Here is a 26,212-nt window from a genome sequence, read left to right on the forward strand (position 1 = left end):
TCACCGTGGCGGGATCACCGCCGTGGCCTCGATCTCGACCTTGGCCCGATCTTCGATCAGCGCGACAACCTGCACCGCGCTCATCGCGATGTCGTAATCGCCGATCAACTCGCGAAACGCGCGGCCGATGTCCTTGAGCGCCGCGAGGTACTCGCGCTTGTCGGTGACGTACCACGTCATGCGCACGAGGTGCTCGGGCTTGCCGCCCGCTTCGTGCAGCACCGCGAGCAGGTTCCTGATCGCCTGCACGGCTTGCGCGGCGAAGTCGTCGGTATGGAACTGCGCCTGTTCGTCCCAGCCGATCTGGCCGGCGATGAACACCTGCGTGCCGGTCGCCGCGACGCCGTTCGCGTAGCCGCGCGGTTTGATCCAGCCGGCGGGAAGGAGAGCTTTTTTCATGAGCGTTGCGCCTCGATGGAGGGGGACGATGGAGCGTACGCCGCGAGTGCGCTCGCGATGTCGCCAGGAATTTCGATGGACTTGCCGGTATCGAACGACATGGTCACGAGCACCTGTTTCGCGCGAAAGCGCGTCTCGCCGTTGCAATGACCGACGATGTCGAGACCGATCGAACTGCGGCCGATCGTGGTGACGTTCAGCGTGAGCGTGATCGTCTCGCCCATCTGGCTCGGCCGCGAGAACTCACAGTCGAGCTTGACGATCGGCAGGCCGATGCGGCGCTGGCCGATCATGTGCGCGTAGTCGACGCGCAGGCCTTCGTTGAACCAGTCTTCGACGAGCGCGTTGGTCATCACGAGGTATTGCGGAAAGAACACGATGCCCGCCGGATCGCAGTGCGAAAAGCGGATGCGTACGGGTCTTTCGAACGACGCGCTCATTTGGCGTGCTCTCCGGCGGCAGCGTGCGCCTTCAGCAGATCGCGGCCGACGATCAACTGCTGCACTTCGGTCGCGCCTTCGTAGATGCGCAGAGCGCGAATCTCGCGGTACAGCATCTCGACCGCGGTGCCGCTTTGCACGCCCATGCCGCCGTATAGCTGCACGGCGGCGTCGATCACCTGCTGCGCGCCCTCGCTGGCATGCCACTTCGCGAGCGCGGCTTCGCGCGTGACGTTCTCGCCCTGATCGCGCAGCCACGCGGCGCGGTAGACGAGCAGGGCACTGCTGTCGATGGTCAGCGCCATCTGCGCGAGCTTCGCTTGCGTCAACTGGAAATCGCCGAGTGTCTGGCCGAACATCTTGCGCGATGAAGCGCGCGCGAGGCCCTCGGCCATCGCATGACGCGCAAAGCCGAGCGACGCGGCCGCCACCGACGTGCGGAAAATGTCGAGTGTGCGCATCGCGAGCTTGAAGCCTTCGCCCGGTGCGCCGAGCATCTGGCTTTTCGGCACGCGCGCATTCGTGAAGCGCAGGCGCGCGAGCGGATGCGGCGCGATCACGTCGATGCGCTCGGCGATGTCGAGCCCCGGCGTATCCGCGTCGACCACGAACGCGCTGATGCCGCGTGCGCCCGGCGCTTCGCCGGTTCTCGCGAACACCACGTAGAAGTCCGCGATGCCGCCGTTCGAGATCCACGTCTTTTCGCCGTCGAGCACATAGGCGTCGCCGTCTTCGCGAGCGGCGAGCGCCATTGCGGCGACGTCCGAGCCGGCTTGCGGTTCCGACAACGCAAACGCTGCGATCGCCGTGCCGTTCGCGACGCGCGGCAGATAGCGCGACTTCTGCTCATGCGTGCCGCCGAGTGAGATTGCGCCCGAGCCGAGGCCTTGCATCGCGAGCGCGAAGTCCGCGAGGCCTGAATGCTTCGCGAGCGTTTCGCGCAGCAGGCAGACGGCGCGCGTGTCGATCGTGTCGCCGTGACCGCCGTATGCGACGCCGCCCACGCCGTATTTCAGCCAGCCCGCTGCGCCGAGTTCACGCACGAGGCGGCGGCAGGTCGCATCGGTATCCTGATGATCGTCATGCTCGAGATTCGCGCTGCACCATGCTTCGATGCCAGCGGCCAGTTCGCGATGACGCGATTCGAAAAACGGCCACGCAAGCGGGCTGTGCGGATCGATCGGGGTGTCCAGAGTGTTGGCGCTCAACTCAATCTCCTTCGAACACAGGGCGTGACTTCGCCGCGAACGCGTTGTACGCGCGCTCGAAATCGCGCGTGCCCATGCAGATGGCCTGCGCCTGCGCTTCCGATTCGATCGCCTCGTCGATGCTCATGCTCCATTCCTGGTGCAGCATCTTCTTGGTGATGCCGTGCGCGAAGGTCGGGCCGGCCGCGAGATCGGCGGCGAGCTTGTGCGCTTCATCGAGCAGGGCAGCCGGTTCGCAGAGGCGGTTGTAGAAGCCCCATGCGTGACCTTCTTCACCGCTTGCCGAGCGGCCCGTGAACAGCAGTTCGGCGGCGCGGCCCTGGCCGATGATGCGCGGCAGCATCGCGCACGCGCCCATGTCGCAGCCCGCGAGACCGACGCGCGTAAACAGGAACGCGAGCTTGCTGCGCGCGGTGGCGAGGCGCATGTCGGAGGCCATCGCGAGAATCGCGCCCGCGCCCGCGCAGACGCCGTCGACGGCCGCGATGATCGGCTGTGGGCAGTGGCGCATCGCCTTGACGAGATCGCCGGTCATGCGCGTGAAGAGCAGCAGTTCAGGCATCGGCAGATCGATCAGCGGCGCGATGATGTCGTGCACGTCGCCGCCGGAACAGAAGTTCTCGCCCGCGCCGTGAATCACGACCGTTTTCACGTCGGTTGCGTAGGCGAGCTGGCGGAACAGGTCTCGCAGTTCCGCATATGACTCGAACGTGAGCGGGTTTTTGCGCTCGGGGCGGTTCAGCGTGATGGTCCCGACTTTGGCCGCGACTGACCAGCCGAAGTGCCTGGCCTCGTAGCCGGCGAGCGTGAGGCGGTTGCCGGCCAGCAGGGCGTCGGCGTTGGATCGTGTCATGTGTGTCTCCTGTCGATCGGAGTTGGCGCTTTAGCGCCTACTCCGATCCCATGCAAGGTGGGTTGCGGCGGTTCGATGTGATTCAGTCCTTGAGACTGTCGAGCAGATGTTGCTTGAGTTTGCCGAGGCGTTCGTGCGTGCGCATTTTTTCGTCGAGACTCAGGCCGCCGAACATTTCGACGACCCATTGCTCGTGCCCGGCCGCCATGCTGTCGAACGCCTTGCGGCCGGCCGGCGTGAGGCACACGCTGATCGAGCGGCGGTCGTTCGGATCGGCGCTGCGCGACACGAGCCCTTCCTTTTCGAGCTGATCGGTAATGCCGGTCACGTTGCCGCCCGTCACCATCATGCGGCGTGACAGTTCAGTCATCTTCAGGCCTTCGGGGTGACGCTCGAGCTGCGCCATCAGATCGAAACGCGGCAGCGTCGTGTCGAATTCGTTGCGCAGACGTTTGCGCAACTCGGCCTGCACGAGGTTGGTCGTGGTCAGCATTCGCAACCACAGACGCAGACCCATGTGGCTGTCCGCGCCGGTACTCATTTCGAGGTCCACGACGTTCTCCGCAGGTTGAGCGACGCCTTTGCGCGGCGGCTTCGTTCCGCTGGCCGGAGTGCTGCCCGCCGCGGACCTTCCGGTATGGGTCGACTTGCTCACATTACTTCTCCACCCGAGATGGAAATGGACTGGCCGGTGATCGCGTCCGAGCCGGGCTGGCACAGCCAGAGCACCGCATCGGCGACCTGTTCCGGGCTCACGAAGCGGCGCTGCGGGTTCGTGCGCAGCAGCGCCTCGCGTGCCTGCTCTTCGGTGCGCGAGGTCTTGCTCGTGATCTGTTCGAGCGATGCGTGCAGCAGTTCGGTTTCCGTATAGCCCGGACACACCGCGTTGACCGTGATGCCTCGCGTCGCGACTTCGAGCGCAAGCGAGCGCGTGAGGCCAATCACGCCGTGTTTCGCCGCGCAATAGGCCGCCACGTACGCGTAACCGATCTGCCCCGCCGTACTCGCCACGTTGACGATGCGCCCGTGCCCGCGTTCGAGCATGCCGGGCAGCACCGCGCGCGTGCCGAGAAAGACGCCGGTGAGGTTCACGTCGAGCATGCGCTGCCAGAGCGTCATGTCGGTGTGCGTGAACGGCGCGGCTTGTGCCTGACCCGCGTTGTTGACGAGGATATCGACCGCGCCTGCCTCGCTGAATGCACGTGCTACCGCCTCTTCGTGCGTCACGTCCACGCTGATGCAGGACACTTCGCCGAGCGCCGCGCATTGTGCGCGCTGCGCCTCGAGCCGCTGTGCGTTGCGGCCCATCAGCGTGACGCGCGCGCCCGCGCGCAGCAGCGCTTGCGCTACGGCCGCGCCGATGCCGCTGCCGCCGCCCGTTACGACGGCATGCTGCCCGTTGAGCAATGACGTTGGCGTATTCACGTGGTTCCTTCCGCGCGTTGTGCACGCTGCTGCGCCGTGAGGCCCGCGTTGGCGATGGCCTGTGCGCGCTCGCGTTCGAGGTTGCGTTCGAGCTGGACCTTCGCGGCGGTGTAGGGCTTCGGCCATGCGACGTCGAGATAGCCGATCTTCGCCGCTTCGTTCAAGGTCCACGCCGGATTCGCGAGATGCGGACGCGCGATCGCGCAGAGGTCCGCGCGGCCCGCCGCGATGATGCTGTTCACGTGGTCGGCTTCCGAAATCGCGCCGACCGCGATCGTCGCGATACCGGCTTCGTTGCGCACGCGGTCGGCGAACGGCGTCTGGAACATGCGGCCGTACACGGGCTTTTCTTCCTTGCTGACCTGCCCCGACGACACGTCGATCATGTCCGCGCCAGCCGCCTTGAAGGCCTCGGCGATCTTCACGGCGTCGTCGGGCGTATTGCCGCCTTCGACCCAGTCGTGCGCGGAAATGCGCACCGAAATCGGCTTCTCTTGCGGCCACACGGCGCGGATCGCCTTGAACACGCGCAGCGGATAGCGCAGACGGTTTTCGAGCGAGCCGCCGTATTCGTCGGTGCGCTGATTGGTGAGCGGCGAGAGGAAGCTCGACAGCAGATAGCCGTGTGCGCAATGCAGTTCGAGCCAGTCGAACCCGGCTTCAACCGACATGCGCGTCGCTTCGACGAATTGCGCCTCGATCTCGCGCAGTTCTTCATGCGTGGCTTCGCGCGAATGCTGGCTGAGGCCACGCAAATACTGTTGCGGCGAAGCGGAAACGAGCGGCCAGTTGCCTTCGGTGAGCGGCTGGTCGATGCCTTCCCAAGCGACGCGCGTCGAACCCTTGGCGCCCGAGTGACCGAGCTGGATGCCGATCTTCGCATCCGACTGACGATGCACGAGATCGACGATGCGTTTCCACGCGGCGAGATGCTCGGAGGAGTACATGCCGGGGCACGCCGGCGTGATGCGCGCTTTCGGCGACACGCAGGTCATTTCCGTCATGACGAGCGCTGCGCCGCCCATGGCGCGGGCGCCGAGGTGCATGAGGTGATAGTCGCCGGGCACGCCGTCGACGGCCGAGTACTGCGCCATCGGCGAGACCACGACGCGGTTTTTCAGCGTGACGCCGCGTACCGTGAAGGGCGTGAACATCGGCGGAACGGAATGCTTCTCCGGCGCGCGCTCGACGCCGGAGCGTTTCGCGAGCCAGTCTTCGAAGCCTGAAAGATAGCGCGCGTCGCGCTCGCGCAGGTTCTCGTGCGAAATGCGCTGCGAGCGCGTGAGCAGCGAATACGCGAACTGTTCCGGCTCGAACGACGTATAGCGATCGACGTTCTCGAACCATTCGGTTGAATTGCGCGCGGCGTTCTGGATGCGCAGCACGTCGACGCTGCGCACTTCGGTGTAGTGCTGGAGCGCGCCTGCGAGGTCGCCCGGATGCGCGCTCATGCTGTTGGCGAGTTCGATCGCGTCTTCGAGCGCAAGCTTGGTGCCCGAGCCGATCGAGAAGTGCGCGGTGTGCGCGGCGTCGCCCATGAGCACGACCGGCGTTTGCGTGCCGTTCGCGTTCGCGCGCCAATGCACCCACTCCTTGTTGACGACGCGTGGAAAGCGGATCCACTGCGAGGAGCCGCGCAAGTGCGCCGCGTTCGACATCAACGCATTGCCGTCGAGGTACTTCGCGAACAGCTTTTCGCAGAACGCGATGCTGTCTTCCTTGCTCATTTCGTCGAGGCCGGCGGCGCGCCACACGCGCTCGGGCGTCTCGACGATGAAGGTCGAGGTTTGATCGTCGAAGCGATAGGCGTGTGCCTGGAACCAGCCGAATTCGGTTTTTTCGAACGCGAACGTGAACGCGTCGAAGAGCTTCTTCGTACCGAGCCAGACGAAGCGGCAGTCGCGCACGTCGATGTCCGGTTGATAGGTGGCCGCGTACTTCTGGCGCACGATGCTGTTCAGACCGTCGCACGCGATGATGAGGTCGGCGTCGTAGGTGGCGTCGTCCTTCACCTGGGTTTCGAACACGAGCTTCACACCGAGTTCTTCGCAGCGCGCCTGCAGGATATTGAGCAGACGTTTGCGGCCGATACCGCAGAAGCCGTGACCCGACGAGCGAACCGTCCGGCCGCGGAAGTGGATCTCGATGTCGTCCCAGTGATTGAACGCGTCGAGAATCGCGTCGGCGCTCGGGGCGTCGGCCATGCGCAGATTGCCGAGCGTCTGGTCGGAGAACACGACGCCCCAGCCGAACGTGTCGTAGGGGCGGTTGCGCTCGACGACCGTGACTTCATAGCCGGGGTTGCGTTTTTTCATCAACAGACCGAAGTACAGTCCGGCCGGACCGCCACCGATACAGACAATGCGCATGCTGGTTCCCCAAAAGTGGAGTGTGCTGTGAGATTAATTTAGGCTTTGATAGTTTAGATGTCAAGTAAATTTGTGGGGGAGGCTGGTGGGGACATCTGATGGGAGGTTTGAAGGTGCCGGAGTTGGGCGGCAAGCTGCAGCGGCGCGCGACGGCCCCACTGGCTGGGCGTCTGCGGAGAATGTGGGTGTTCGGCGGCGTGCCAGGGGAGGGGCGGCAGGTCATTCGGTAGACGTTTCGATGCGGCCCGGAGCCGGGCGGCGAGGCTCGCGCTTCGGTATCGATGCCAAAGGGCTTCTCAACCGCCAACTGACACTGGAGGGCGCAGCAGCAATTCTCGCTGCCGCTAGGCAAGGCGTGAACGAGAAACTGGCGGCTATGGGCGCTTCATGGACAAAGCACCAACCGCTTCAATCCATGATGGCGAAGGCGATTCAATGCCGTTTTTTTAATCCGGCGCACGCAGAAATATGCAGCAGGAATGAGATGCCCGAAATCACTGTAAAGGTTTGTTAAAACGGCTTTATCTCGATTTAAAGCTGTTGACCATGACCTGCTTCGATGATTAATTCGTTGGGCATCGCCTGAAAACTTATAAGAGGTCCAATGGGGCAACTGAATCAGAAGCGCTTCGGGAGCGGGACGACGGGGGCTGTCATCTTTGCCGCGTGACACAGTCGATATTTACTCGCTTTCCGGCGGTGTCGTCCGCAATGGTCATGAATGTCGAGACCGGCGAGTTCTTTCCACTTGATAAGGTCCGCTCGCTTTCATCCGGTCGCGAAATGACCGAAGCCTAGGGTATTGCATGGGCGTCCAATTGTCGCGGACGCATCACAGATGCGTTTCGATGAACAGTTCACACTTCAGGACCGCAACGGACGCGCACTCTCAAACGTCCGTTACCGGATCGACACCGGCGACGGGAAGATTATTGGTGGTGCAACGGACGCAGCAGGAAGGAGGTAGTGTGTAATGAGCCGCACTGCATCGAATTTGAAATTTTGCACTTGAGGAGTAGTTGTGAATGAATGATTCTGGCGAGATAAATGAATATGGTTTCCAGATCAAGGAAAATGAAGAATGGTTCGAGGTTCATTCCGGGGCAGTGACAAACACGAATCCAGGATCAATGGTCTATGTAACAATTGATACCACGCCGATCTGCGATAACATGAGCGATCAAGAATTTCGAAAGACCGTTCTAATGTTGCGAGACGACGCAGTCAACGCGATAAAAGTCAGAATTCAGGAGTTATCTGACTGGAATGCAGGTGAGCAAGAGAGAGTAAAAAAATGGTTCGGAAAGTCCGACGAAAATACCCGAACTAAACTCAAGAGTGGCCTGGCGGCAGTTGTAGCTGTTATGAATGGACTTGCAGCGAGAAATTTCGTTCGTGTTGACTCATGGCGAGACAAGGCTACGGGCTGTGTACCCGGTATGAAAAATCTTGACGGGGAGGTTGCACACGTGTGTGCTCCTGACGCGGCTACGCGTACGATCGCGATTAATCGGAATTTTTGTTATTTGCCCGGAAAATCCGAGTCTAAACTATCTTCAATGCAACTGACGATTGTTCACGAATGCACACATTTCGTAGATACATTCGGGTCTGTTGATTATCCGGGGGGATATGGATACACGGCTTGCACCTGGCTCGCCAGAGATCACCCCGAACACACAATAACCAACGCGGATAGTATTGCGTGGTACGTTTTAGCACGCTACTAACAGTTTAATTATGAAATTTATCCCGAATTATTTGGGCGCAGTCGCGATCGCAATATCGTTACAATCGCATGCCTGTTCGGTTTTTCTTCAGGACACTATACAACTCCCAACTAATTCTGTGGAGATAAGCAATAGTGACCGTCTCGCTATAGCTCGCCACTATTTAACGGCACGGGAGTGGACAGCAGAAGGAGCGAGCGTAGAGGTCGATGTGGCGGCGTTTGAGTTTGAGCGCAATCCTGGACAACTTGCTGCTGTGCGAGCGAAAAATCTCAAGACGTTCCTGATGCAGTTGGGCCTGGACAAAAATGATATCTACGTTAGTGAGCGAATCATCAAGCTGAACAACGGAAAGATCAATCCAGATGACAAGTGGCAGATTGGTATCGAGTTTGCTCCGAAGTGCCCACCTACGGGATGCGATTACTTGTGTAATACCCCAAAAGTTCAAGGGGTGCCAGCTACGAGGTAATGCGCGGGGCGGGGGCAAACCATCCAGCGGTCCGCCGGACGACGAGCGGAAAGCGCAAACGGAGGCTCAAGCGCCACGAGGCGAGGCACGTCAATCGGGCGAAGAATGCCGACCTCGAGAGGATGTTGGCGTTGAAGGAACTCACGGAGATTTGCAATGGCTAAGCCCCGCTTCAGAAGCGATGCATCAGAGGCGATCCATAGCGCGGCTTCCGGTCTGCATCGTGCGAAGGTCATCGACAAGAAAACGATGCGTGAGTACGACGATCTGTGCATCGAGAAGGCCCCTGAGTTCAACCCTCAAGAGATCGCCCGCATCCGGAAGGGTGTGAAGGTCAGTCAAGGCGTGTTCGCTGTGTATCTGAACACCACCGCCTCCACCGTTCGTCAATGGGAGCAGGGCGACAAAAAGCCGAGCGGCATTGCGGCTCGCATGCTTCAGCTTGTGCAGAAGAACGGACTGGAGATCTTTGGTTGACGATGGTGCGGAACCCGCGCACCTTGCATGGAGGCTATGACCGGCCTCTCTGCGTCCGTATCACGCCGGGCGTGGTGTGCTCGGCCGACTTATTGGTGCGTGTGAGCGCTAACAGAACCACAGGCGCACTTGCACAACCGGTTCTCACGGCCAGTGCGCTGTTGTCCGCCGCGGCCAGCAGCGTACTGACCGGGGACTTGCTCATGCGGCGCGCGAGGGCTGGATAGAGCTCGCGCAACTTCGCAATTTGTGTGAACAGGCCCTAGCGATAGTTCACAAAGTCAATGATGTCATTGAGGAACCACGGCAGAATCAGTTGCGTATCGGAATAGCTGGTGCCGACCGTGAGCCTCTGTGGCCTGGATGTGGAGTCACCGGGCTTCAGCCCGTCGGGAGTGTGCAGAATGTAGGCGTTGTTGTTGGCCGGCCCCGAACTGGCGGCCAGGCTATTCGCGGACGACGATGTCGAACTGCAACCGGCAGTCAGTACGACGAGGGCCGCTGCGAAGCAAAGGGACTTCATGATGGCATGGACTCCGGCAACATTATTTTGACGATATGGCGGACGACGAATTCGTCCATGGTACATGGCCGGCTCCGCGAAACGCAGGAGACACGGTCCGGCCCACAGCGGTCAATCGATTGTGCCAAAAGCGGCGCGTCAAATGTCGAAAACTCCTGCGTCTGCCGGGCTCGCGTCTGCATGAGCGGTCACGCTGATGCCTGGCCAGGTAAATCTGCTTGCCGGTGAAACTCGCGCGGCGAGCGATGTTTCAGGGTATTGGACGGATGCGGCTGCGTTGCCGTGGTCGCCCGCAATGGTCCGCTTTGCAGCGCCGTTCCGGCATCGCAGAGACTGATCGATCTGCAGCGCTCGCCGTCCTTGCTGGACAAGTTACCTGACATCGTACCTGTATCGGGCTATAATTTCATCTTGCTTACGTGGGACTGGCGCAGGGAAATGGGCCAATCCGGTGGGTGCCGGGCGCGATGCATGGTTTTGCCTCTTCCGAGGTATTCCCGTCTGCAGCGATCGATTTGCCTCGCCCTTGCGATAACGCGGCAGTAGACCGGCGGGTTATCACGGCATCCCATAGATGCAAGGCAAAACGGCCAGGCAATAAGAAAGCACTCTTGTGGCAAGTCCACAAAACGCGCAATGACAAGATTATTCAAAATATGACCCAACCTATAAAAACGACCGGAACGACCGGGCCGCGCGATTCCGCACGGTTTCTGACACAACCCCAGGTACTCGTCATTCTGGCGACCGTATGCTGCCTGCTTTGGGGCAGCTCGTATCCGGCAATCAAGATCGGCTACGCTTTGCTGGGCATTACGCAAGGTGACATTCCTTCGAAACTGGTCTTCGCGGGGTACAGATTCGTTTTCGCCGGCCTGTTCCTGCTGATACTCGCCGCACTGTCGAAGAAGCCCCTTTTCAATTTCTCCCGGCGCAACGCTGGGCAACTGATGCTATTGGGCTTCACGCAAACGGCTATCCAGTATGTTTTCTTCTATATCGGTCTCGCCTACACCACAGGGGTTCGCGGTTCGATATTGAACTCGACGACGACCTTCTTCAGCGTGCTGCTCGCCCATTTCATCTACAAGAACGATAAAGTCTCGCCGCGCAAGGCTGTTGGTTGCCTGCTGGGATTCGTGGGCGTCATGGTGGTCAATTTCGGCGACGGCTCGTTTGAATTTGCATTCACCTTGCTTGGCGAAGGCTTCATCGTTATCGCCGCGTTTGTTCTCTCCGCCGCGTCGATTTACGGAAAGCGCATTTCACAGGGTATGGACGTCATGGTCATGACGGGCTACCAACTCGGGTTTGGCGGTGCTGTTCTGGTAGCGGCGGGTTATGCCACTGGCGGGACGCTGAGCGGATTCACGGCGGGATCGGCGGCGTTGCTGGGCTACCTGGCGCTTCTTTCCGCTGTGGCCTTTACGTTATGGAGTTTGCTCCTCAAATATAACCAGGTCGGCAAGGTGACCGTTTTCAACTTCCTGGTGCCCGTGTTCGGCACTGCGTTATCCGCGATATGTTTGAACGAAAACATCATGGAGTTGAAGAATCTGGTCGCACTCGTTCTTGTTTGCAGTGGAATATGGTTGGTCACCCGTTCGCCGCAAGTGCGCTCGGGTTACTCGAAACCGGCTCGTACTGTGGCGAGTGCTCAGGAGTGTCGTCAGAGTCAGGGTTGAGATTGCCTCGTTGATCGAGTATTCACGGGCTGCGCACCGGGCTGTAGAACCTGCCCGAACCCGTCGCCAGCCCGTTCCAGTACCAGTGCTTTGCCAGCCGGTCCGGCTTGCGTCCAGCCTTCCCGCATGCGCGTTTCTTCAGGGCGCAGCATGCCGGTGTGCATGAGAGTATCCGCGGGAGCATTCGCGGAAGTATCCGCGCCCACTCGGATAAAGCAGCGAATCCTTGCGCAATAGAATCCAGCATCTCTGCTTCCCCAGCAACACGCCTTCCATTCACGCGCTCATTGCGCGCTGCATCCACCGGTTGACTCCACTCCGCCGCGCGATCGCTCGCGTCGCGCGCGGTTATCAGGTCAGTATTTCAATTCAATGAAATGCTTCTCTTCCAATCAATAAAACTTCAGGAAAGAAGAGTTCATTAAAAGTTCCCTGTCATAAAAAAAGAACATATCCACTCGATAATTTTGCTGCGTAAAAAAACACGGATTTGTTCCATTCGGGCGGAAAAAAGTTGTACATGCAAACCAACAGGGGTCCCACAATGCCGGTCAGTCCAACATCACGCACCACTCTTCTTTTAACCTCAATCGCGGCAGCCTGCGCACTGGCTGCCTGCGGCGGCAACGACAATTCTTCGAGCACGACCAGTACCGGCGCCACGGGTACGAACACGACACAGCCGACGACGTTCTCCGGCGTCGTGACCGCCTCGGCCTTCACGCCGGGCAACACGTCGGGTAATCCGACCATCGCCGCCGGCTACTATTCGGGCGCGACGGTGTGTGTCGATGCGAACGGCAACGGCGCTTGCGATTCGTCGGAAGCAAGTACGACGACTGACAGCAAAGGCCATTTCACGCTGAAGACGACCGCGACCGGTCAACTGATTGCCGACGTCAGCACCAAGGCGACCAATACGGCGAGCGGCGCAGCCGTTCCGAGCCACCTGATCCTGCGCGCCTCGGCTGCGCAAATCGCCGATCAGGGCGCGGCCAACGTCGTAATCAGCCCGATGTCGAGCGAAGTTCAGCGTCTCGTCGAAGCGAACGGCACCGACTACGCCACCGAGAAGGCCAACCTGGTGTCGCGCATGAGCAGCCCGGTGCTTGGCGCTTCGTCGGTGACGGTGAGCGCAACGGACGTGCTCGGCGACGTCAACACGCTCTCGGGCGCCGAGCAGCAGGCCATGCTGTTCGAAGACAACCAGCTCGTGAACCGCTACACGTACGCGACGACCAAGCTCGATCGCGGCGATATGTACCCGGACAACCTCGCGATGGCAGGCGGCGATCCGTCGATCATCGGCGTCGCGGGCGTGAGCACGGCCACCGCCGTCAAGCCGGCCCAGCAGCAGGCGAAGATCACGTACGCGCAGGCGCAGCAGGCCGCGTTCAACGTCGAAGGCATTCCGCGTTACGACAACGTGTTCGTCATCATGCTCGAGAACCACAGCGTGGGCCCGGTTCCGGGTACGCCGGGTATTCTCGGCTCGACGAACGCGCCGTACATCAACCAGTTCCTGACCGGCAACAACCAGTTCACGACCTACTACTCGACCGGCAACCCGAGCGAGCCGAACTACACGGCACTCGGCGGCGCGGACGACTGGGGTATCGTCGACGACAACTGGTGGGGCTGCGGCGCGGGCACGAGCGGCGCCAACGCACCGACCGACAAGGCGTTCGCCGGCGGCACCGCGTCGGACGGCCAGCCGCTCGTCGCGACGGGCGCATTGCCGCCGCAAGACACGTCGCACCTGACGGGCCTGACGAGCACGGCCTGTACGACGGCTGGTTCGAGCGCGAACCACAACGTCCAGGCGCCGAACCTCTTCACGCTGCTCTCGCAGGCCGGCATGACGTGGCGCACCTACAGCGAGTCGATGAACCCGGGCCAGGATCCGCGCGCGGACAGCATTGCCGAGCCGACGATTTCGGCTGCCTACGCGGGTCCGGGCGCGAACGGCACGGCCTATACGATGCCGGCCGCGCTGTACAAGACCAAGCACAGCCCGGCCATGCCGTATCAGCAGGCACGTAATCTGCCCGAGTTCTTCGCCAACAATCGTACGATCTTCGGTACGCAATACCCGGCCGCTGCTCTGGCGAATTCGAAGGATTACCCGATCCCGGCCAACTACAACTATGACCAGTTCAGCACCGACCTCGCGAACGGCGACGTGGGTAACGTGAACTTCATCATGCCCGACCAGTGCGACGACATGCACGGCACCGGCTCCGATCCGTCCTGCTCGGGCGGCAGCACGGCGATCGTGCAGCGCGGCGACGACTACGTGCGCCAGGTGGTGACGAAGATCCAGGCTTCACCGATCTGGAACAACCCGCAACGCAAGGTGGCGATCGTCGTGATGTTCGACGAAGGCGAAGGCAGCTCGACCTCGTGCTGCGGCTGGAACCCGGTGACCTCGAACGTCAACCAGGCGCCGCTCACGTTCTCGAACGGCAAGTACGCGCCGGTGACGACCACGGTGTACAACCAGGGCAACCACGGTCACGGCAACTCGGTGTTCGGCGTAGCGACGAACCAGGCGAACCCGAACGTGGTCGACAGCGACGAGTACAGCCACTTCTCGTTCGTGCGCACGCTGCAGGACATGTTCCAGATCGGCGACCCGGCCCAGCCGTCGACGTACCTCGCCCGCGCGAAGTACACGGAGTCGTTCATCGCGTCGAACATCCTGAACCTGCCGGAACTCGCGGGCAGCGCGGATACGCACTTCGACGCGGTCCGTCCGATGAACCATGCGTACATCACGCCGGCAACCTACACGCAGAAGCTGAACCCGGTCGACGTGACGAGCACGTCGCTGGCTTCGCGCGGCCCCGGTCCCGACGCGACCCAGACCAACATCTGGGCGCTCAAGCCGGCGAAGTAACCGGCCAGGCGCGTTCGGGGCAAGGCGGTTCGCCGTCTTGCCCAACGGCCCTGTGCATCAGATCAGCGCTTGCTGCCGGACCACGGATCATGTGGTCCGGCAGTTTCCATTCCCCTCGTCTCATTGCCGCGCGGCCTTAGCCGTACCCGCATCCAGCCAGGACCTGTTCAGGACCCAGCCAGGACCGCCCGGCAATCGGACTCGGGCAACAACGATCAGGCAACACGATCAGCAACAAGACATCGACATGCGAAAACTTTCCCTCGGCGTGCTTTGCGCGCTTTCCCTGTTATTGACCGCCTGCGGCGGCGGGGGCAGCGATAGCGGCGGCTCGACCCAGACATCGTCGTCATCGGGCGGCAGCGGCAGCGGCGGCGCGAGCAGCGTTGCGCCGCCCGCCACGGTCACGCTGAGCGCCGCGGCACAAGTCGGCAAGCAGTTGTTCTTCGACCAGAATCTGTCGGGCGGCAAGAACATGTCCTGCGCGAGCTGCCATAGCCCGCAGTACGCATACGGGCCGCCGAACAGCCTGTCGGTGCAGCTCGGCTCGGATCCTTCGCTGGCGGGTCAGCGCGCGGTGCCTTCGCTGCGCTACAAGTCGATGACGCCGCCCTACAACGACATCGCCGACAACCCCGACGGCATCACGCAGAATGCGCCGGGCGGCGGCTTCATGTGGGACGGCCGCGCGACGACGCTCGCGACCCAAGTGTCCTTGCCGCTGCTCAATCCGCTTGAAATGAACAACGCGTCGGCCGCGAACGTGGTCAAGGCCGTGCAGGCTGCGTCGTATGCGCCGCTGTTCCAGCAGGCGTTCGGCGCGGGCGTGTTCTCCAGCACGGACACGGCCTTCGCCGACATCGGTCTCGCGCTGCAGGCGTACCAGCAGGAAGACCCGAGCTTCGCGCCGTACTCGAGCAAGTTCGACCTGTTCGAAGCGAACAAGGTGGGCGGTGCGTTGACGGCGGCCGAGCTGCGCGGTCTCCAACTCTTCAACGACACCGACAAGGGCGCGGGCTGCGTGGCTTGTCACTACGCGGGCGCGAACTTCAACGGCTCGGTCGGTCTCATGACGGACTTCACCTATCAGGCAATCGGCGCACCGCGCAACGACACGCAGATTCCCGATAACCCCGATCCGATCCCGAGCAACGCCACGGCCTCGTACTACGACATGGGTCTGTGCGGTCCGCTGAACGATCTTCACCCGCCCGGCACCGCGAACAGCGGCGCGGCTCCGGACTCGTTCACCGGCGTCAACGTGCCTGATCCGTATTGCGGCCGCTTCAAGGTGCCGACGCTGCGCAACGTCGCGACGCGCACCGCGTTCTTCCACAACGGTGTGTTCCATTCGCTCGTGCAGGTGCTGAATTTCTACAACACGCGCGACACCAACCCGGAATACTGGTATCCGAGCACGGGCGGCGACGCGAGCAACGTGGTCCAGAACCCGTCGTTCGCCCTGTTCCCGAGCGCCGCATCGGGTGCGACGGCGACGCCGTACAACGATCTGCCTGTCGCGTACCAGGGCAACATCGACGAAGAACTGCCGATGGGCCAGGGCCAGACCGACGCGGGCGGCACGACGGCGGCGGACGGCGCCAAGCCGCGCGCCGTTCACTCGACGCCGCAACTCACGCAGCAGAACATTCAGGATCTGGTCTGCTTCCTGAACACGCTGACGGACGGCTATCAACCGCCTGCGCAGGCGCCGACGAGTGGCGCCTGCGTGAACTGACCCATTCAATAAGCCATTCAACCTGAGCAACAACACCATGACGCGACGTTCCACCGCTGCCCGCCTCGCCGGCGGCGCGCTTTCCCTGATTGCCCTGACGCTCATCGCCGGCTGTCATAACAGGAGTCAGGACGCCAATCAGGAAAACTTCACGGCCGCCATCAACGACTTTCTCGGCCAGCGCGGTCACCTGTGTCTCGCCAAATACGACTGGCCGGTCTACACGACGACGGACGATCGCGCCTCGGGCGCGCGCGACGCGGTGCAAATGCCGGTGCTCGAGAAGCTCGGCCTCGTGAAGGGCAACGACATGATGGTCGAGCGCGTCGACGCGGACGGCAAGAAGATCACGGCGGCTGCGCGCCAGTACCAGTTGACCTCCGAAGGACAGAAGTACTACCTGCACATTCCGGAAGTCGTCGCGACCGGCACTTCGCACGTCACGCATCCTGCCGACCTCTGCGCGGCCACATTGACGCTCGACAAGGTGGTGGGCTGGGAGCGGCCGATGCAACTCGACGGCAAGACCGTCACCTCGGTGGTCTACACGTACAAGGTCGAGCCGGCGGCGTGGGCGAAGGATCCGGACGCGCAGCGCGTGTTCCCGATGGTCAAGCGCGTGATCGAAGGCGCGGGCACGATGCAACTGCGTGAGGGCGTGCATCTGACCTCGAACGGCTGGGTCGCCGACGAGATCTTCCAGCGCTGAAATCAGGCCACTCCGCGCAATCAGGCCTGCTTGCGCGGCACGAAGCGGCGCGCGCGAATCCATTTGGTGGCGACCCACTTCTCGCCTGAGCGCAACGGCGTGCTCGCATGCAGCGAACCCGGATCGGCAAGGCCGAAACGGTTGCCGTATTCGAAGTAGAGCGCGTGGCCGCGCTGCGGCACCACCGACCACCCAAGCTGCGGGAACACCGTTTCCCCGCCGTCTTCCACGTCGTTCAGGTACATCAGCAGCGTGCCGACGCGCTGGCCGCTGCGCGCGATCGATTCGCGATTCGCGTCGTTGCCCGCGATCAGATAGTCCACGTGCGGCGTCGATTCGGCGCCTGTCTCGTAGTTCAGCATTTGCAGCCCTTCGCCGTTCTCGACCGGCAGACCCGTGAGTTCGGCGATGCGCGCTTCGAGGCGCGCGATCAGCGGCGTTTCGCCGAGACGGAAAAACATGCCGTGACTGCTGCGGTGACCGGCCACGACGTTGCGGCCCGTCACCGGATCGACGACGGTCGAACGATCGAGGCGCGGCCGCGCGAGCGCGATCAACTGCTCGCATTCGCCGGCGCTCAGAAAATCCGCGAGGTGCACCGCGGCGGGCCGCTGCAGACGCGACAGCACGCGCACCTTGCGTTCGCCGAGCTGGAGCAGCGCGCCGTTGCGCACCCGCAGCGGCTCAGGCTCGTAAGCGAGCGGCGCGGCGCCGACTTCGAGCTTCTCGCCCGGCATCGGCGTGCCGTAGAGGAACGCCGATGAGACCGCATTGACCATCGCCGACGCGAGTTCGACCGCGTTGTTGCGGCTGACCAGTTCATTGACGAGCGCTTGCGGCGCGACGCCGCGCGTGAGATTGGAAGCGATCCAGTCGCGCACTTCGGCGGGGAAATTGACTGTTATGGACATCGGGGTGACAGGCGCGCGGCCTCGTGGGTTGTGTCGCGCCGCGAAGCAGGACGCCGGGCGCGCATGATAGCGGGCGATTGTGACGTGCGATTGTTACGTCCTTCAGACAATGGGGCGATTTGCCGGTAAAGGATGGCGTACCGGGTGGCGTATCGGCCTGACCAGATAACGGATCAAGCGGGGTCCAGCAGTGTCCAGCGGGTCCGGTACGCCGGAGTGGCGGCGACTAACGTGTTACAGCATATTGCAACAGCCGCCCTGCCAATAACCCCGCCCATTCGCGCTTTCAGCGCGCCACTCCGGCCGCGGCTTTGAGCGCCAGATCCTTCCTTCCGCTAACTTGTTGCACCCCTGTAACTCAGACCCTTTGTAAGCCGGTTACATTGGCGCCATGCCTGCATCCCGATCCACGGCCCTGTTTCCTTACGTATTCCTAACAACGCGTCCAGAATGCTTCGACTGATGACAACGCGCGCGAACCGTGGCACTTTTGCGCAGTCCCGTCAGAGGACAGCCGTCAACATACCTATCCGTTCCGGGAGATCCCTATGAGCGAAACCGTGCCTCAGCCGCCCAAGCGCTCCCGACGCGGGCTCATCATCTTCGCGGCGATCGTGCTCGCGCTGATCGCGCTGGTCGCGCTTCATCTGCTGACGCGCAAGAAGCCCGCGCGCGAGAACGCGGCCATCGTCGTCACGGTCGCGAAGGCGACGCTGGGCTCGATGCCGGTCACGCTGAGCGAACTCGGCACCGTCACGCCGACCGCCACCGTGACCGTGCTGCCGCAACTGAGCGGCTACCTCACCGAGGTCGGGTACCACGAAGGCGACGAGGTGCAGAAAGGCCAGTTCCTCGCGCAGATCGATCCGCGCCAGTATCAGATCAGCAAGCAGCAGGCCGAGGCGACGCTCGCCAAAGACCGTGCCTCGCTCGCCCAGGCGCGCTCCGACCTCGAGCGCTATACGCAGTTGAACGAGCGCAAGTCGATCGCGCAGCAGACCTTCACGGATCAGCAGTTCCTCGTGCAGCAGGACGAGGCGGCGGTGAAGTCCGATATCGCCAACATCGCCCAATTCGATCTCGACCTCGCCTATTGCCGCATCACCGCGCCGGTCGCGGGCAAGGTCGGCTTGCGCCTCGTCGATCCGGGCAACTATGTGACGGCGTCATCGACGACGGGGATCGTCGTCATCACGACGATCAAGCCCACCACGGTGCAATTTACGGTGCCGCAAGACTCGCTCGCCTCGATCGTGCAGCGCATGAGCAGCGGCGCGAAATTGCCGGTCGTCGCCTATTCGAGCGATAACTCGCACGAGATCGCGACCGGCACGCTGTACGCGCTCAGCAACCAGATGGCGACCGCGACCGGCACCGTGACCTTGCGGGCCACCTTCCCCAACGACGACGAAGCGCTGTTCCCGAACGAGTTCGTCAACGTGAAGCTGCTCGTCGATACGATGCAGAACGCCGTGCTCGTGCCGACCGCCGCGGTGCAGACCGGCGCGCCGGGCGACTTCGTGTATCTGGTCAATCCGAACAACACGGTTTCCGTGCACAAGGTGAAGCTCGGTCCGAGCGACGGCAAGAACACGGTGATCCTGTCCGGCCTGTCGGCGGGCAATCAGGTGGTCACGGACGGCACGGACCGGCTCAACGACGGCGCGGCGATCCGGCCGGCGAGTGCAAAGGCCCCCGCCGGCGCGAGCGGCGCGGCGGCGAAGCCGGCGGCGGCTTCGGGAGCGGCTTCGCAGCACGCTTTCCAGCATATCTTTCAGCGTGTTTTTCACCATGCTTCCGGGCCAGCCTCGCAGCCCGCCGCGGCGGCCCCGTCCGCCGCGGCTTCGTCGTAACGGACCGCAGCGCCGATGAATATTTCCCGTCTGTTCATTCTCCGGCCGGTCGCGACGCTGCTGCTGATGATCGCGCTCGTGCTCGTCGGGCTCGTCGCGATGCGCGTGCTGCCGGTCTCGTCACTGCCGAACGTCGATTATCCGACGATCCAGGTGCAGACCTTCTATCCGGGCGCGAGCCCGGACGTGATGGCGACCACGGTCACCGCGCCGCTCGAAGTGCAGCTCGGCGAGATTCCCGGCTTGCAGCAGATGACTTCGTATAGCTCGGACGGCGCATCGGTCATCACGCTGCAGTTCGATCTCTCGCTGAATCTCGACATCGCCGAGCAGAACGTGCAGCAGGCGATCAACGCGTCGAACAGCTATCTGCCCACGGGCCTGCCCGCGCCGCCGACCTACGCGAAGGTCAATCCGGCCGACCAGCCGATCCTGACGCTCGCGGTCACGTCGAAGTCGATGTCGCTCACGCAACTGGAAGACGTCGCGAACAACCGCCTCGGCACGAAGATTTCGGAAGTCTCGGGCGTCGGCGTCGTGACGACGAGCGGCGGCAACGTGCCCGCGATCCGAGTCGAGGCGGATCCGCACAAGCTCGCCGCCTATGGTCTGAACATCGACGATCTGCGCACGCTGCTCAGCTACGTCAACGTGAGCCAGCCGAAGGGCAATTTCGACGGCCCCGATCTCGACTACACGATCAACGGCAACGACCAGATCAGCGATCCGAAGGACTATCTCAACACGGTGATCGCGTATCAGAACGGCGCGCCGGTGTTCCTGCGCGACGTCGCGCGCGTGAGCCAGGCCGCGCAGGACGTCGAGCGCGGCGCGTGGTACAACGGCTCGCCCGCGATCGTGCTGAACGTGCAGCGGCAGCCGGGCGCGAACGTGATCGCGACCGTCAACCAGATCATGAAGGAGCTGCCGCAGCTCGAATCGACGCTGCCGGCCGGCATGAAGGTGACCGTGGTGTCGGACAGCACCGGTGTGATCCGCGCGTCGGTCGCGGACGCCGCCTTCGAGCTGATTCTCGCGATCGTGCTGGTGGTCGCGGTGATCTTCGTGTTCCTGCGCAACGTGCCCGCCACGCTGATTCCGAGCATCTCGGTGCCGGTCTCGCTGATCGGCACGCTCGCGGTCATGTATCAGCTGAATTACTCGATCGACAACCTCTCGCTGATGGCGCTCATCATCGCGACCGGCTTCGTGGTCGACGACTCGATCGTGATGATCGAGAACATCGTGCGCTATCTGGAAGAGGGCATGACGCCGCTCGAAGCGGCGCTCGAAGGCGCGGGGCAGATCGGCTTCACGATTCTGTCGCTGACCATCTCGCTGATCGCGGTGCTGATTCCGCTGCTTTTCATGGGCGGCGTGATCGGGCGTCTGTTCAGCGAGTTCGCGGTGACGCTCGCGGTTACGATCGTGATCTCGGCGATCGTCTCGCTGACGGTCGTGCCGATGCTGTGCGCGCGCATGCTGCGCGCGCAGGCCGAGCGGCATCCGAGCCGCTTCGAGCGCATCAGCGAGGGCCTGTTCGACAAGACGCTCGCCGCCTACGAGCGCGGCCTTGCGTGGGTGCTCGATCATCAGACGCTGACGCTCATGGTCGCGATCGGCACGGTCGTGCTCACCGGCATCCTTTACGTCGTGATTCCGAAGGGCCTTTTCCCGGTGCAGGACGTCGGCGTGATCCAGGGGATCAGCGTGGCCGACAACTCGGTGTCGTACGAGGCGATGGTGCAGCGCCAGGGCGCGCTCGCCGATGCGATCCTGAAAGATCCGGACGTGGTCTCGCTCACGTCTTACGTCGGCATCGACGGCACCAATGCGACGCTCAACAACGGCCGCTTCCTGATCAATCTGCGCGATCGCGAGAAGCGCTCCGACACCGCGCAGGAAATCGCGCGGCGGCTCGCGCAGGAAGTCGCGCACGTGCCCGGCGTGAAGCTCTACATGCAGCCCGAGCAGGACCTGACGCTCGACACCACGGTCTCGCCGAACCAGTACAGCTTCGTGTTGCGCGGACCGAGCCAGCAGGCGTTCCAGAAGTACGTGCCGGAACTCGTCGCGCGCCTGAAGCAGATTCCGTCGCTCTCGGACGTGCAAAGCGACCTCAACACCGACGGCCTGAGCGTGAACGTCGAAGTGAACCGGCAACTGGCCGCGCGCTTCGGCATCACGCCCGCGACGATCGACAACGCGCTCTACGACGCGCTCGGCCAGCGCATCGTGTCGACGATCTTCGAGCAGTCGAACCAGTACCGCGTGATTCTCGTCGCCAAGCCGGAAACGCTGCCGAGCGTGCAGTCGCTCGGCAATCTCTATCTGCCGAGCCAGACCAGCAGCACGGGCCAGGTGCCGCTGTCGGGCATCGCGAAGATCGAGATCAAAAAGTCGCCGCTCGTCATCAGCCACCTCGCGCAGTTCCCGTCGGTGACGGTGTCGTTCAATCTCGCGAAGGGCGCGTCGCTGAGCACGGCGGTCAACGAGATTCACGCGGCCGAGCAGGCGGTGAATCTGCCGCCGTCGATCACGTCCTCGCTGCAAGGTGCGAGCGCCGCATTCGAGGATTCGCTCTCGAGCGAAGTCTATTTGCTGATCGCGGCGCTCGTGGCCGTGTACATCGTGCTCGGCGTGCTGTACGAGAGCTTCATCCATCCGGTCACGATTCTCTCGACGCTGCCCTCGGCCGGCATCGGCGCCTTGCTCGCGCTGATGCTCGCCGGCAGCGATCTCGACGTGATCGGCATCATCGGCATCGTGCTGCTGATCGGCATCGTCAAGAAGAACGCGATCATGATGGTGGACTTCGCGCTCGACGCCGAACGCAATCATGGCAAGGCGCCGCGCGACGCGATCTTCCAGGCCTCGCTGCTGCGCTTCCGCCCGATCCTGATGACGACGCTCGCCGCCATGCTCGGCGCGCTGCCGATGCTGCTCGGCACCGGCACGGGTTCGGAACTGCGCCGGCCGCTCGGTCTTGCGATCATCGGCGGTCTCACGCTGAGCCAGATGCTCACGCTGTTCACGACGCCGGTGATCTACCTGTTCTTCGACCGCATGGCCGCGCGCGTGAAGCGCTGGCGCGATGAGCGCAACGAGCGCAACGCGCCGGCGGGTCCGCCCGAAGGCGGGGCCGAGGGGGCGCCGTGAACATCCCGGCGCTCTTCATCCGGCGGCCGGTGGCGACTACGCTGCTCGCCATCGCGATCCTGATTTCGGGCACGCTCGCGTATTTCCGCTTGCCGGTCGCGCCGTTGCCGAACATCGCGTTTCCGGTGATCGTCGTGCAGGCGAATATGGCGGGCGCGAGCCCGGACATCATGGCCTCGACGGTGGCCGAGCCGCTCGAGCGGCGGCTCGGGACGATCGCCGATGTCGAGGAACTGACGTCGATCAGCTACGTCGGCTCGTCGCTCATCATCATCGAGTTCGGGCTCAAGCGCGACATCAACGGCGCCGCGCGCGATGTCGAAGCGGCGATCCAGGCGGCGCGCGCCGATCTGCCGACCACCTTGCGCAGCAATCCGACCTATCGCCAGTACAACCCGGCCGACGCGCCGATCATGGTGCTCTCGCTCACCTCCGACACGCTCACCAAGGCGCAGCTCTACGACTCCGCCGATTCGGTGATCCAGCAGCAGCTTTCGCAGGTCAAGGGCGTCGGGCAGATCACGCTCGGCGGCGGCGCGCTGCCGTCGGTGCGCGTCGAGTTGCAGCCGGGCAAGCTCAACAGCTACGGCGTCGGCATGGAAGACGTGCGCGCGGCGATCAGCGCGGCCAACGCCGACAGCGCGAAGGGCCATCTCGACGTCGGCGACCGGCGCTACGTGGTCACGTCCAACGATCAGATCACGCACGCGGCGCCGTATCGCGATCTCGTCGTCGCCTACCGCGATGGCGCGCCGGTTCAGTTGCGCGACGTGGCCGAGGTGCGCGACTCGAACGAAAACATCCGCAATGCCGGGCTTTTCAACGGCAAGTCGGCGATTCTCGTGATCGTCTATCCGATGCCGGGCAGCAATGTCGTGAGCACGGTGCAGCAGATCCGCAACGTGCTGCCGTCGATCGAGGCGACGCTGCCGAGCAGCGTGCATGTGAACGTCGCGATCGACCGCTCGGAGTCGGTCAGGTCGTCGGTCGGCGACACGGAGCGCACGCTGTTCATCGCCGTGCTGCTCGTGGTCGGCGTCGTGTTCATCTTCCTGCAGTCGCCGCGCGCGACGCTCGTGCCGGCCGTTGCGCTGCCGCTGTCGATCGTCGGCAGCTTCGGGCCGATGTATCTGCTCGGCTATAGCATCGACAATCTCTCGCTGATGGCGCTCACGATCGGCACCGGCTTCGTCGTCGACGACGCGGTCGTGGTGCTCGAAAACATCGTGCGTCATATGGAGCAGGGGCTGAGTCCGAAAGAGGCTGCGTTGAAGGGCGCGGGCGAGGTCGGCTTCACGGTGATCTCGATGAGCCTTTCGCTGATCGCGGTGTTTCTGCCGATCATCCTGATGCCGGGCGTCGTCGGTCTGCTGTTCCATGAGTTCGCGATCACGCTGTCGATCGCGATCCTCATTTCGCTCGTGATCTCGCTCACGGTCACGCCCGCGATGTGCGCCTATGTGCTGAGCCGCAAGAATGCCGGGCATTCGAGCGCGCGCTGGGCGACGTGGATCGAGCGGCAGTTCGAGCGCTTCAAGGGCGTCTATGCGCGCTCGCTTGCGGCCGTGCTCGACCATTCGCTGCTCGTGATCCTGCTGCTCATCGGGTTGCTCGTCGGCAACGTGTTCCTGTTCAAGCTGGTGCCGTCCACGTTTTTTCCGGAACAGGACACGGGCATTCTGATCGGCCAGATCATGGCCGACCAGAGCATCTCGTTCACCGCGATGCAGAAGAAGCTCGCGCAGTTGCAGTCGATCGTGCAGGAAGACCCGGCGGTGCAGTCGGTGGCGGGCTTCACCGGCGGGCGCGCGCTCAATACCGCGAACGTGTTCATCGAGCTGAAGCCGCTCGCCGAGCGTCACGCGACGGCTACCGAGGTCGTGAACCGCTTGCGGCCCAAGCTCAACCAGGTGTCGGGCGCGCGGCTCTTCCTGCAGGCGCAGCAGGACTTGCGCATCGGCGGGCGGCAGTCGGCGGCCGAGTACCAGTACACGCTCACGAGCGACGATTCCGCCGCGCTCTTCAAGTGGACGCCGAAGCTCGTCGCCGCGCTCGCGAAGGAACACGGCAGCCTGCTCGACGTGAACTCCGATCTTCAGCAGAACGGTCTGCAGACTTACGTGAACATCAATCGCGCGACGGCGCAGCGCTACGGCTTCGCGCCGAACCAGGTCGACAACGTGCTGTACGACGCGTTCGGCCAGCGTACCGTGTCGACGATCTACAACCCGCTCAATCAGTACTTCGTCGTGATGGAAGTCGCGCCGGAATACTGGCAGTATCCGCAGACGCTCAACCAGATCTACCTGAGCACGGCCGCGGGCAATCCGACCGGCACCGAGGCCACGCAGATGCCGGGCAGCACGGTGTCGGGCGCCCAAAGCACGACCGTATCGTCGAACGCGAATACGAATGCGCTCAACGCGAATGCGCAGTCGAACGCGACGAACAACAGCATCTCCAACAGCAAGGGCGGTAGTTCGACCGGCAGCGCGGACAGCACGGCGGCCGAAACGATGGTGCCGCTCGCGGTCATGGCGTCGTATTCGAACAGCCATACGTCGACGCAGGTGAACCACCAGAGCGGCCTCGTGGCCGCGACGATTTCGTTCAATTTGCCGCGCGGCGGGTCGCTGAGCCAGGCGGGCCAGACGATCGACAGCACGATCCGCGAGATCGGCATGCCCGCGAGCATTCACGGCGCGTTCGCGGGCGCGGCGGCGGCCTATTCGCAGTCGGTCGGCACGGTGCCGCTGCTCGTGATCGCGGCACTCGGTGTCGTGTATATCGTGCTCGGCGTGCTGTACGAAAGCGCGATCCATCCGCTCACGATTCTCTCGACGCTGCCCTCGGCGGGCATCGGCGCAACGCTCGCATTGCTGATCTTCGGCACGCCGTTTTCGGTGATCGCGCTGATCGGCATCATTCTGCTGATCGGCATCGTCAAGAAGAACGGCATCATGATGGTCGACGTCGCGATCCAGTTGCAGCGCCAGGAGCGCATGCCGGCGCGCGACGCGATTCATGCCGCCGCGGTGATCCGCCTGCGGCCGATCATGATGACGACGTTCGCGGCCGTGCTCGGCGCGATGCCGCTCGCGATCGGCATCGGCCAGGGCGCGTCGCTGCGTCAGCCGCTCGGTATCACGGTGATGGGCGGGCTGATCCTGAGCCAGGTCTTTACGCTGTACACGACGCCGGTGATCTATCTGTATCTCGACCGCCTGCGCGCGAAGCTCGCGGGATGGTCCGCGGGCCTGCGCTGGAACCGCGACGTGAAGCCGGGGCAACCGGATACGAAGGCATGACGATGAAGACTTCCATGAGACGTTTGACGCCGCGCGGTTGGGCGAGCCGGGCCG

At 63.0% G+C, this 26,212-nt stretch carries 20 protein-coding genes; 10 read left to right on the forward strand and 10 right to left on the reverse strand.

Annotated features, from left to right (window positions below):
• From B9Z01_RS21380 to B9Z01_RS21410, 7 genes are all read right to left on the reverse strand, one after another.
• Positions 1 to 399: a RidA family protein gene (locus B9Z01_RS21380; protein ID WP_085486719.1), complete on the reverse strand. Its 399-nt coding sequence runs from the start codon at positions 397 to 399 to the stop codon at positions 1 to 3.
• Positions 396 to 839: an acyl-CoA thioesterase gene (locus B9Z01_RS21385; RefSeq protein WP_085486721.1), complete on the reverse strand. Its 444-nt coding sequence runs from the start codon at positions 837 to 839 to the stop codon at positions 396 to 398. Before B9Z01_RS21385 ends, B9Z01_RS21380 begins: the two co-directional genes overlap by 4 nt.
• The gene (locus tag B9Z01_RS21390; protein ID WP_085486723.1) at positions 836 to 2,047 is read right to left on the reverse strand and encodes an acyl-CoA dehydrogenase family protein; all 1,212 of its coding nucleotides are present in this window, start codon (positions 2,045 to 2,047) and stop codon (positions 836 to 838) included. The genes B9Z01_RS21385 and B9Z01_RS21390 overlap by 4 nt, the downstream gene beginning before the upstream one ends.
• A gap of 1 nt (position 2,048) precedes the next feature.
• Complete coding sequence (locus B9Z01_RS21395; protein ID WP_085486725.1) at positions 2,049 to 2,900, reverse strand: enoyl-CoA hydratase family protein; 852 nt, start codon at positions 2,898 to 2,900, stop codon at positions 2,049 to 2,051.
• Positions 2,901 to 2,982: 82 nt separating this feature from the next.
• On the reverse strand, positions 2,983 to 3,555 hold the full coding sequence (locus tag B9Z01_RS21400) for a MarR family winged helix-turn-helix transcriptional regulator (protein WP_085486727.1): 573 nt from the start codon (positions 3,553 to 3,555) through the stop codon (positions 2,983 to 2,985).
• Positions 3,552 to 4,325 carry an SDR family NAD(P)-dependent oxidoreductase gene (locus B9Z01_RS21405; protein WP_085486729.1) on the reverse strand — a complete coding sequence of 258 codons (774 nt, stop codon included), beginning with the start codon at positions 4,323 to 4,325 and terminating at the stop codon, positions 3,552 to 3,554. Before B9Z01_RS21405 ends, B9Z01_RS21400 begins: the two co-directional genes overlap by 4 nt.
• Positions 4,322 to 6,694: a bifunctional salicylyl-CoA 5-hydroxylase/oxidoreductase gene (locus tag B9Z01_RS21410; RefSeq protein ID WP_085486730.1), complete on the reverse strand. Its 2,373-nt coding sequence runs from the start codon at positions 6,692 to 6,694 to the stop codon at positions 4,322 to 4,324. The genes B9Z01_RS21405 and B9Z01_RS21410 overlap by 4 nt, the downstream gene beginning before the upstream one ends.
• Before the next feature lie 1,025 nt (positions 6,695 to 7,719).
• Between B9Z01_RS21410 and B9Z01_RS21420 the strand changes: the two genes are divergently transcribed.
• The 3 genes from B9Z01_RS21420 to B9Z01_RS21430 all read left to right on the forward strand — a co-directional run bounded on the left by B9Z01_RS21420 (position 7,720) and on the right by B9Z01_RS21430 (position 9,373).
• Positions 7,720 to 8,424 carry a M35 family metalloendopeptidase gene (locus B9Z01_RS21420; protein ID WP_085486734.1) on the forward strand — a complete coding sequence of 235 codons (705 nt, stop codon included), beginning with the start codon at positions 7,720 to 7,722 and terminating at the stop codon, positions 8,422 to 8,424.
• 10 nt (positions 8,425 to 8,434) lie between these two features.
• Positions 8,435 to 8,896, forward strand: coding sequence for a hypothetical protein (locus B9Z01_RS35035; RefSeq protein ID WP_143809020.1), 462 nt, complete (start codon positions 8,435 to 8,437; stop codon positions 8,894 to 8,896).
• A 156-nt stretch (positions 8,897 to 9,052) separates the two neighbouring features.
• Positions 9,053 to 9,373, forward strand: coding sequence for a helix-turn-helix domain-containing protein (locus B9Z01_RS21430; RefSeq protein ID WP_085486738.1), 321 nt, complete (start codon positions 9,053 to 9,055; stop codon positions 9,371 to 9,373).
• Positions 9,374 to 9,635: 262 nt separating this feature from the next.
• Here the strand turns inward: B9Z01_RS21430 and B9Z01_RS21435 are convergent, their stop codons facing one another.
• Positions 9,636 to 9,962 carry a hypothetical protein gene (locus B9Z01_RS21435; RefSeq protein ID WP_244196113.1) on the reverse strand — a complete coding sequence of 109 codons (327 nt, stop codon included), beginning with the start codon at positions 9,960 to 9,962 and terminating at the stop codon, positions 9,636 to 9,638.
• A gap of 590 nt (positions 9,963 to 10,552) precedes the next feature.
• On the opposite strand from B9Z01_RS21435, the gene B9Z01_RS21440 reads away from it, so the two are divergent.
• Positions 10,553 to 11,581 carry a DMT family transporter gene (locus B9Z01_RS21440; RefSeq protein WP_085487120.1) on the forward strand — a complete coding sequence of 343 codons (1,029 nt, stop codon included), beginning with the start codon at positions 10,553 to 10,555 and terminating at the stop codon, positions 11,579 to 11,581.
• Between the two features lie 435 nt (positions 11,582 to 12,016).
• Here B9Z01_RS21440 and B9Z01_RS36350 read toward each other — a convergent pair whose 3' ends face one another.
• Positions 12,017 to 12,316 (reverse strand): hypothetical protein, encoded by a 300-nt coding sequence (locus tag B9Z01_RS36350; protein ID WP_244196114.1) that lies wholly within the window; start codon positions 12,314 to 12,316, stop codon positions 12,017 to 12,019.
• Between B9Z01_RS36350 and B9Z01_RS21445 the strand changes: the two genes are divergently transcribed.
• The 3 genes from B9Z01_RS21445 to B9Z01_RS21455 all read left to right on the forward strand — a co-directional run bounded on the left by B9Z01_RS21445 (position 12,285) and on the right by B9Z01_RS21455 (position 16,927).
• Positions 12,285 to 14,480, forward strand: coding sequence for an alkaline phosphatase family protein (locus B9Z01_RS21445; protein ID WP_244196115.1), 2,196 nt, complete (start codon positions 12,285 to 12,287; stop codon positions 14,478 to 14,480). The two genes, B9Z01_RS36350 and B9Z01_RS21445, sit on opposite strands and share 32 nt — an antisense overlap.
• Positions 14,481 to 14,727: 247 nt before the next feature.
• Positions 14,728 to 16,218, forward strand: coding sequence for a cytochrome-c peroxidase (locus B9Z01_RS21450; protein WP_085486744.1), 1,491 nt, complete (start codon positions 14,728 to 14,730; stop codon positions 16,216 to 16,218).
• Between the two features lie 37 nt (positions 16,219 to 16,255).
• Positions 16,256 to 16,927, forward strand: a complete 672-nt coding sequence (locus tag B9Z01_RS21455) for a hypothetical protein (RefSeq protein ID WP_085486746.1) — start codon at positions 16,256 to 16,258, stop codon at positions 16,925 to 16,927.
• A 20-nt stretch (positions 16,928 to 16,947) separates the two neighbouring features.
• On the opposite strand, the gene B9Z01_RS21460 is transcribed toward B9Z01_RS21455, so the two are convergent.
• Complete coding sequence (locus B9Z01_RS21460; protein ID WP_085486748.1) at positions 16,948 to 17,838, reverse strand: 2OG-Fe(II) oxygenase; 891 nt, start codon at positions 17,836 to 17,838, stop codon at positions 16,948 to 16,950.
• A gap of 548 nt (positions 17,839 to 18,386) precedes the next feature.
• Here B9Z01_RS21460 and B9Z01_RS21465 point away from each other — a divergent pair.
• The 3 genes from B9Z01_RS21465 to B9Z01_RS21475 are packed head-to-tail and all read left to right on the forward strand — an operon-like array spanning position 18,387 to position 26,158.
• A complete protein-coding gene (locus tag B9Z01_RS21465) occupies positions 18,387 to 19,691 on the forward strand; it encodes an efflux RND transporter periplasmic adaptor subunit (protein WP_085486750.1) in 1,305 nt (434 codons plus the stop codon).
• A gap of 15 nt (positions 19,692 to 19,706) precedes the next feature.
• Positions 19,707 to 22,850 carry an efflux RND transporter permease subunit gene (locus tag B9Z01_RS21470; protein WP_085486752.1) on the forward strand — a complete coding sequence of 1,048 codons (3,144 nt, stop codon included), beginning with the start codon at positions 19,707 to 19,709 and terminating at the stop codon, positions 22,848 to 22,850.
• Positions 22,847 to 26,158, forward strand: a complete 3,312-nt coding sequence (locus tag B9Z01_RS21475) for an efflux RND transporter permease subunit (protein WP_085486754.1) — start codon at positions 22,847 to 22,849, stop codon at positions 26,156 to 26,158. Before B9Z01_RS21470 ends, B9Z01_RS21475 begins: the two co-directional genes overlap by 4 nt.
• Positions 26,159 to 26,212: the final 54 nt, after the last annotated feature.

The organism is Paraburkholderia susongensis, assembly GCF_900177725.1.
Lineage (GTDB): Bacteria > Pseudomonadota > Gammaproteobacteria > Burkholderiales > Burkholderiaceae > Paraburkholderia > Paraburkholderia susongensis.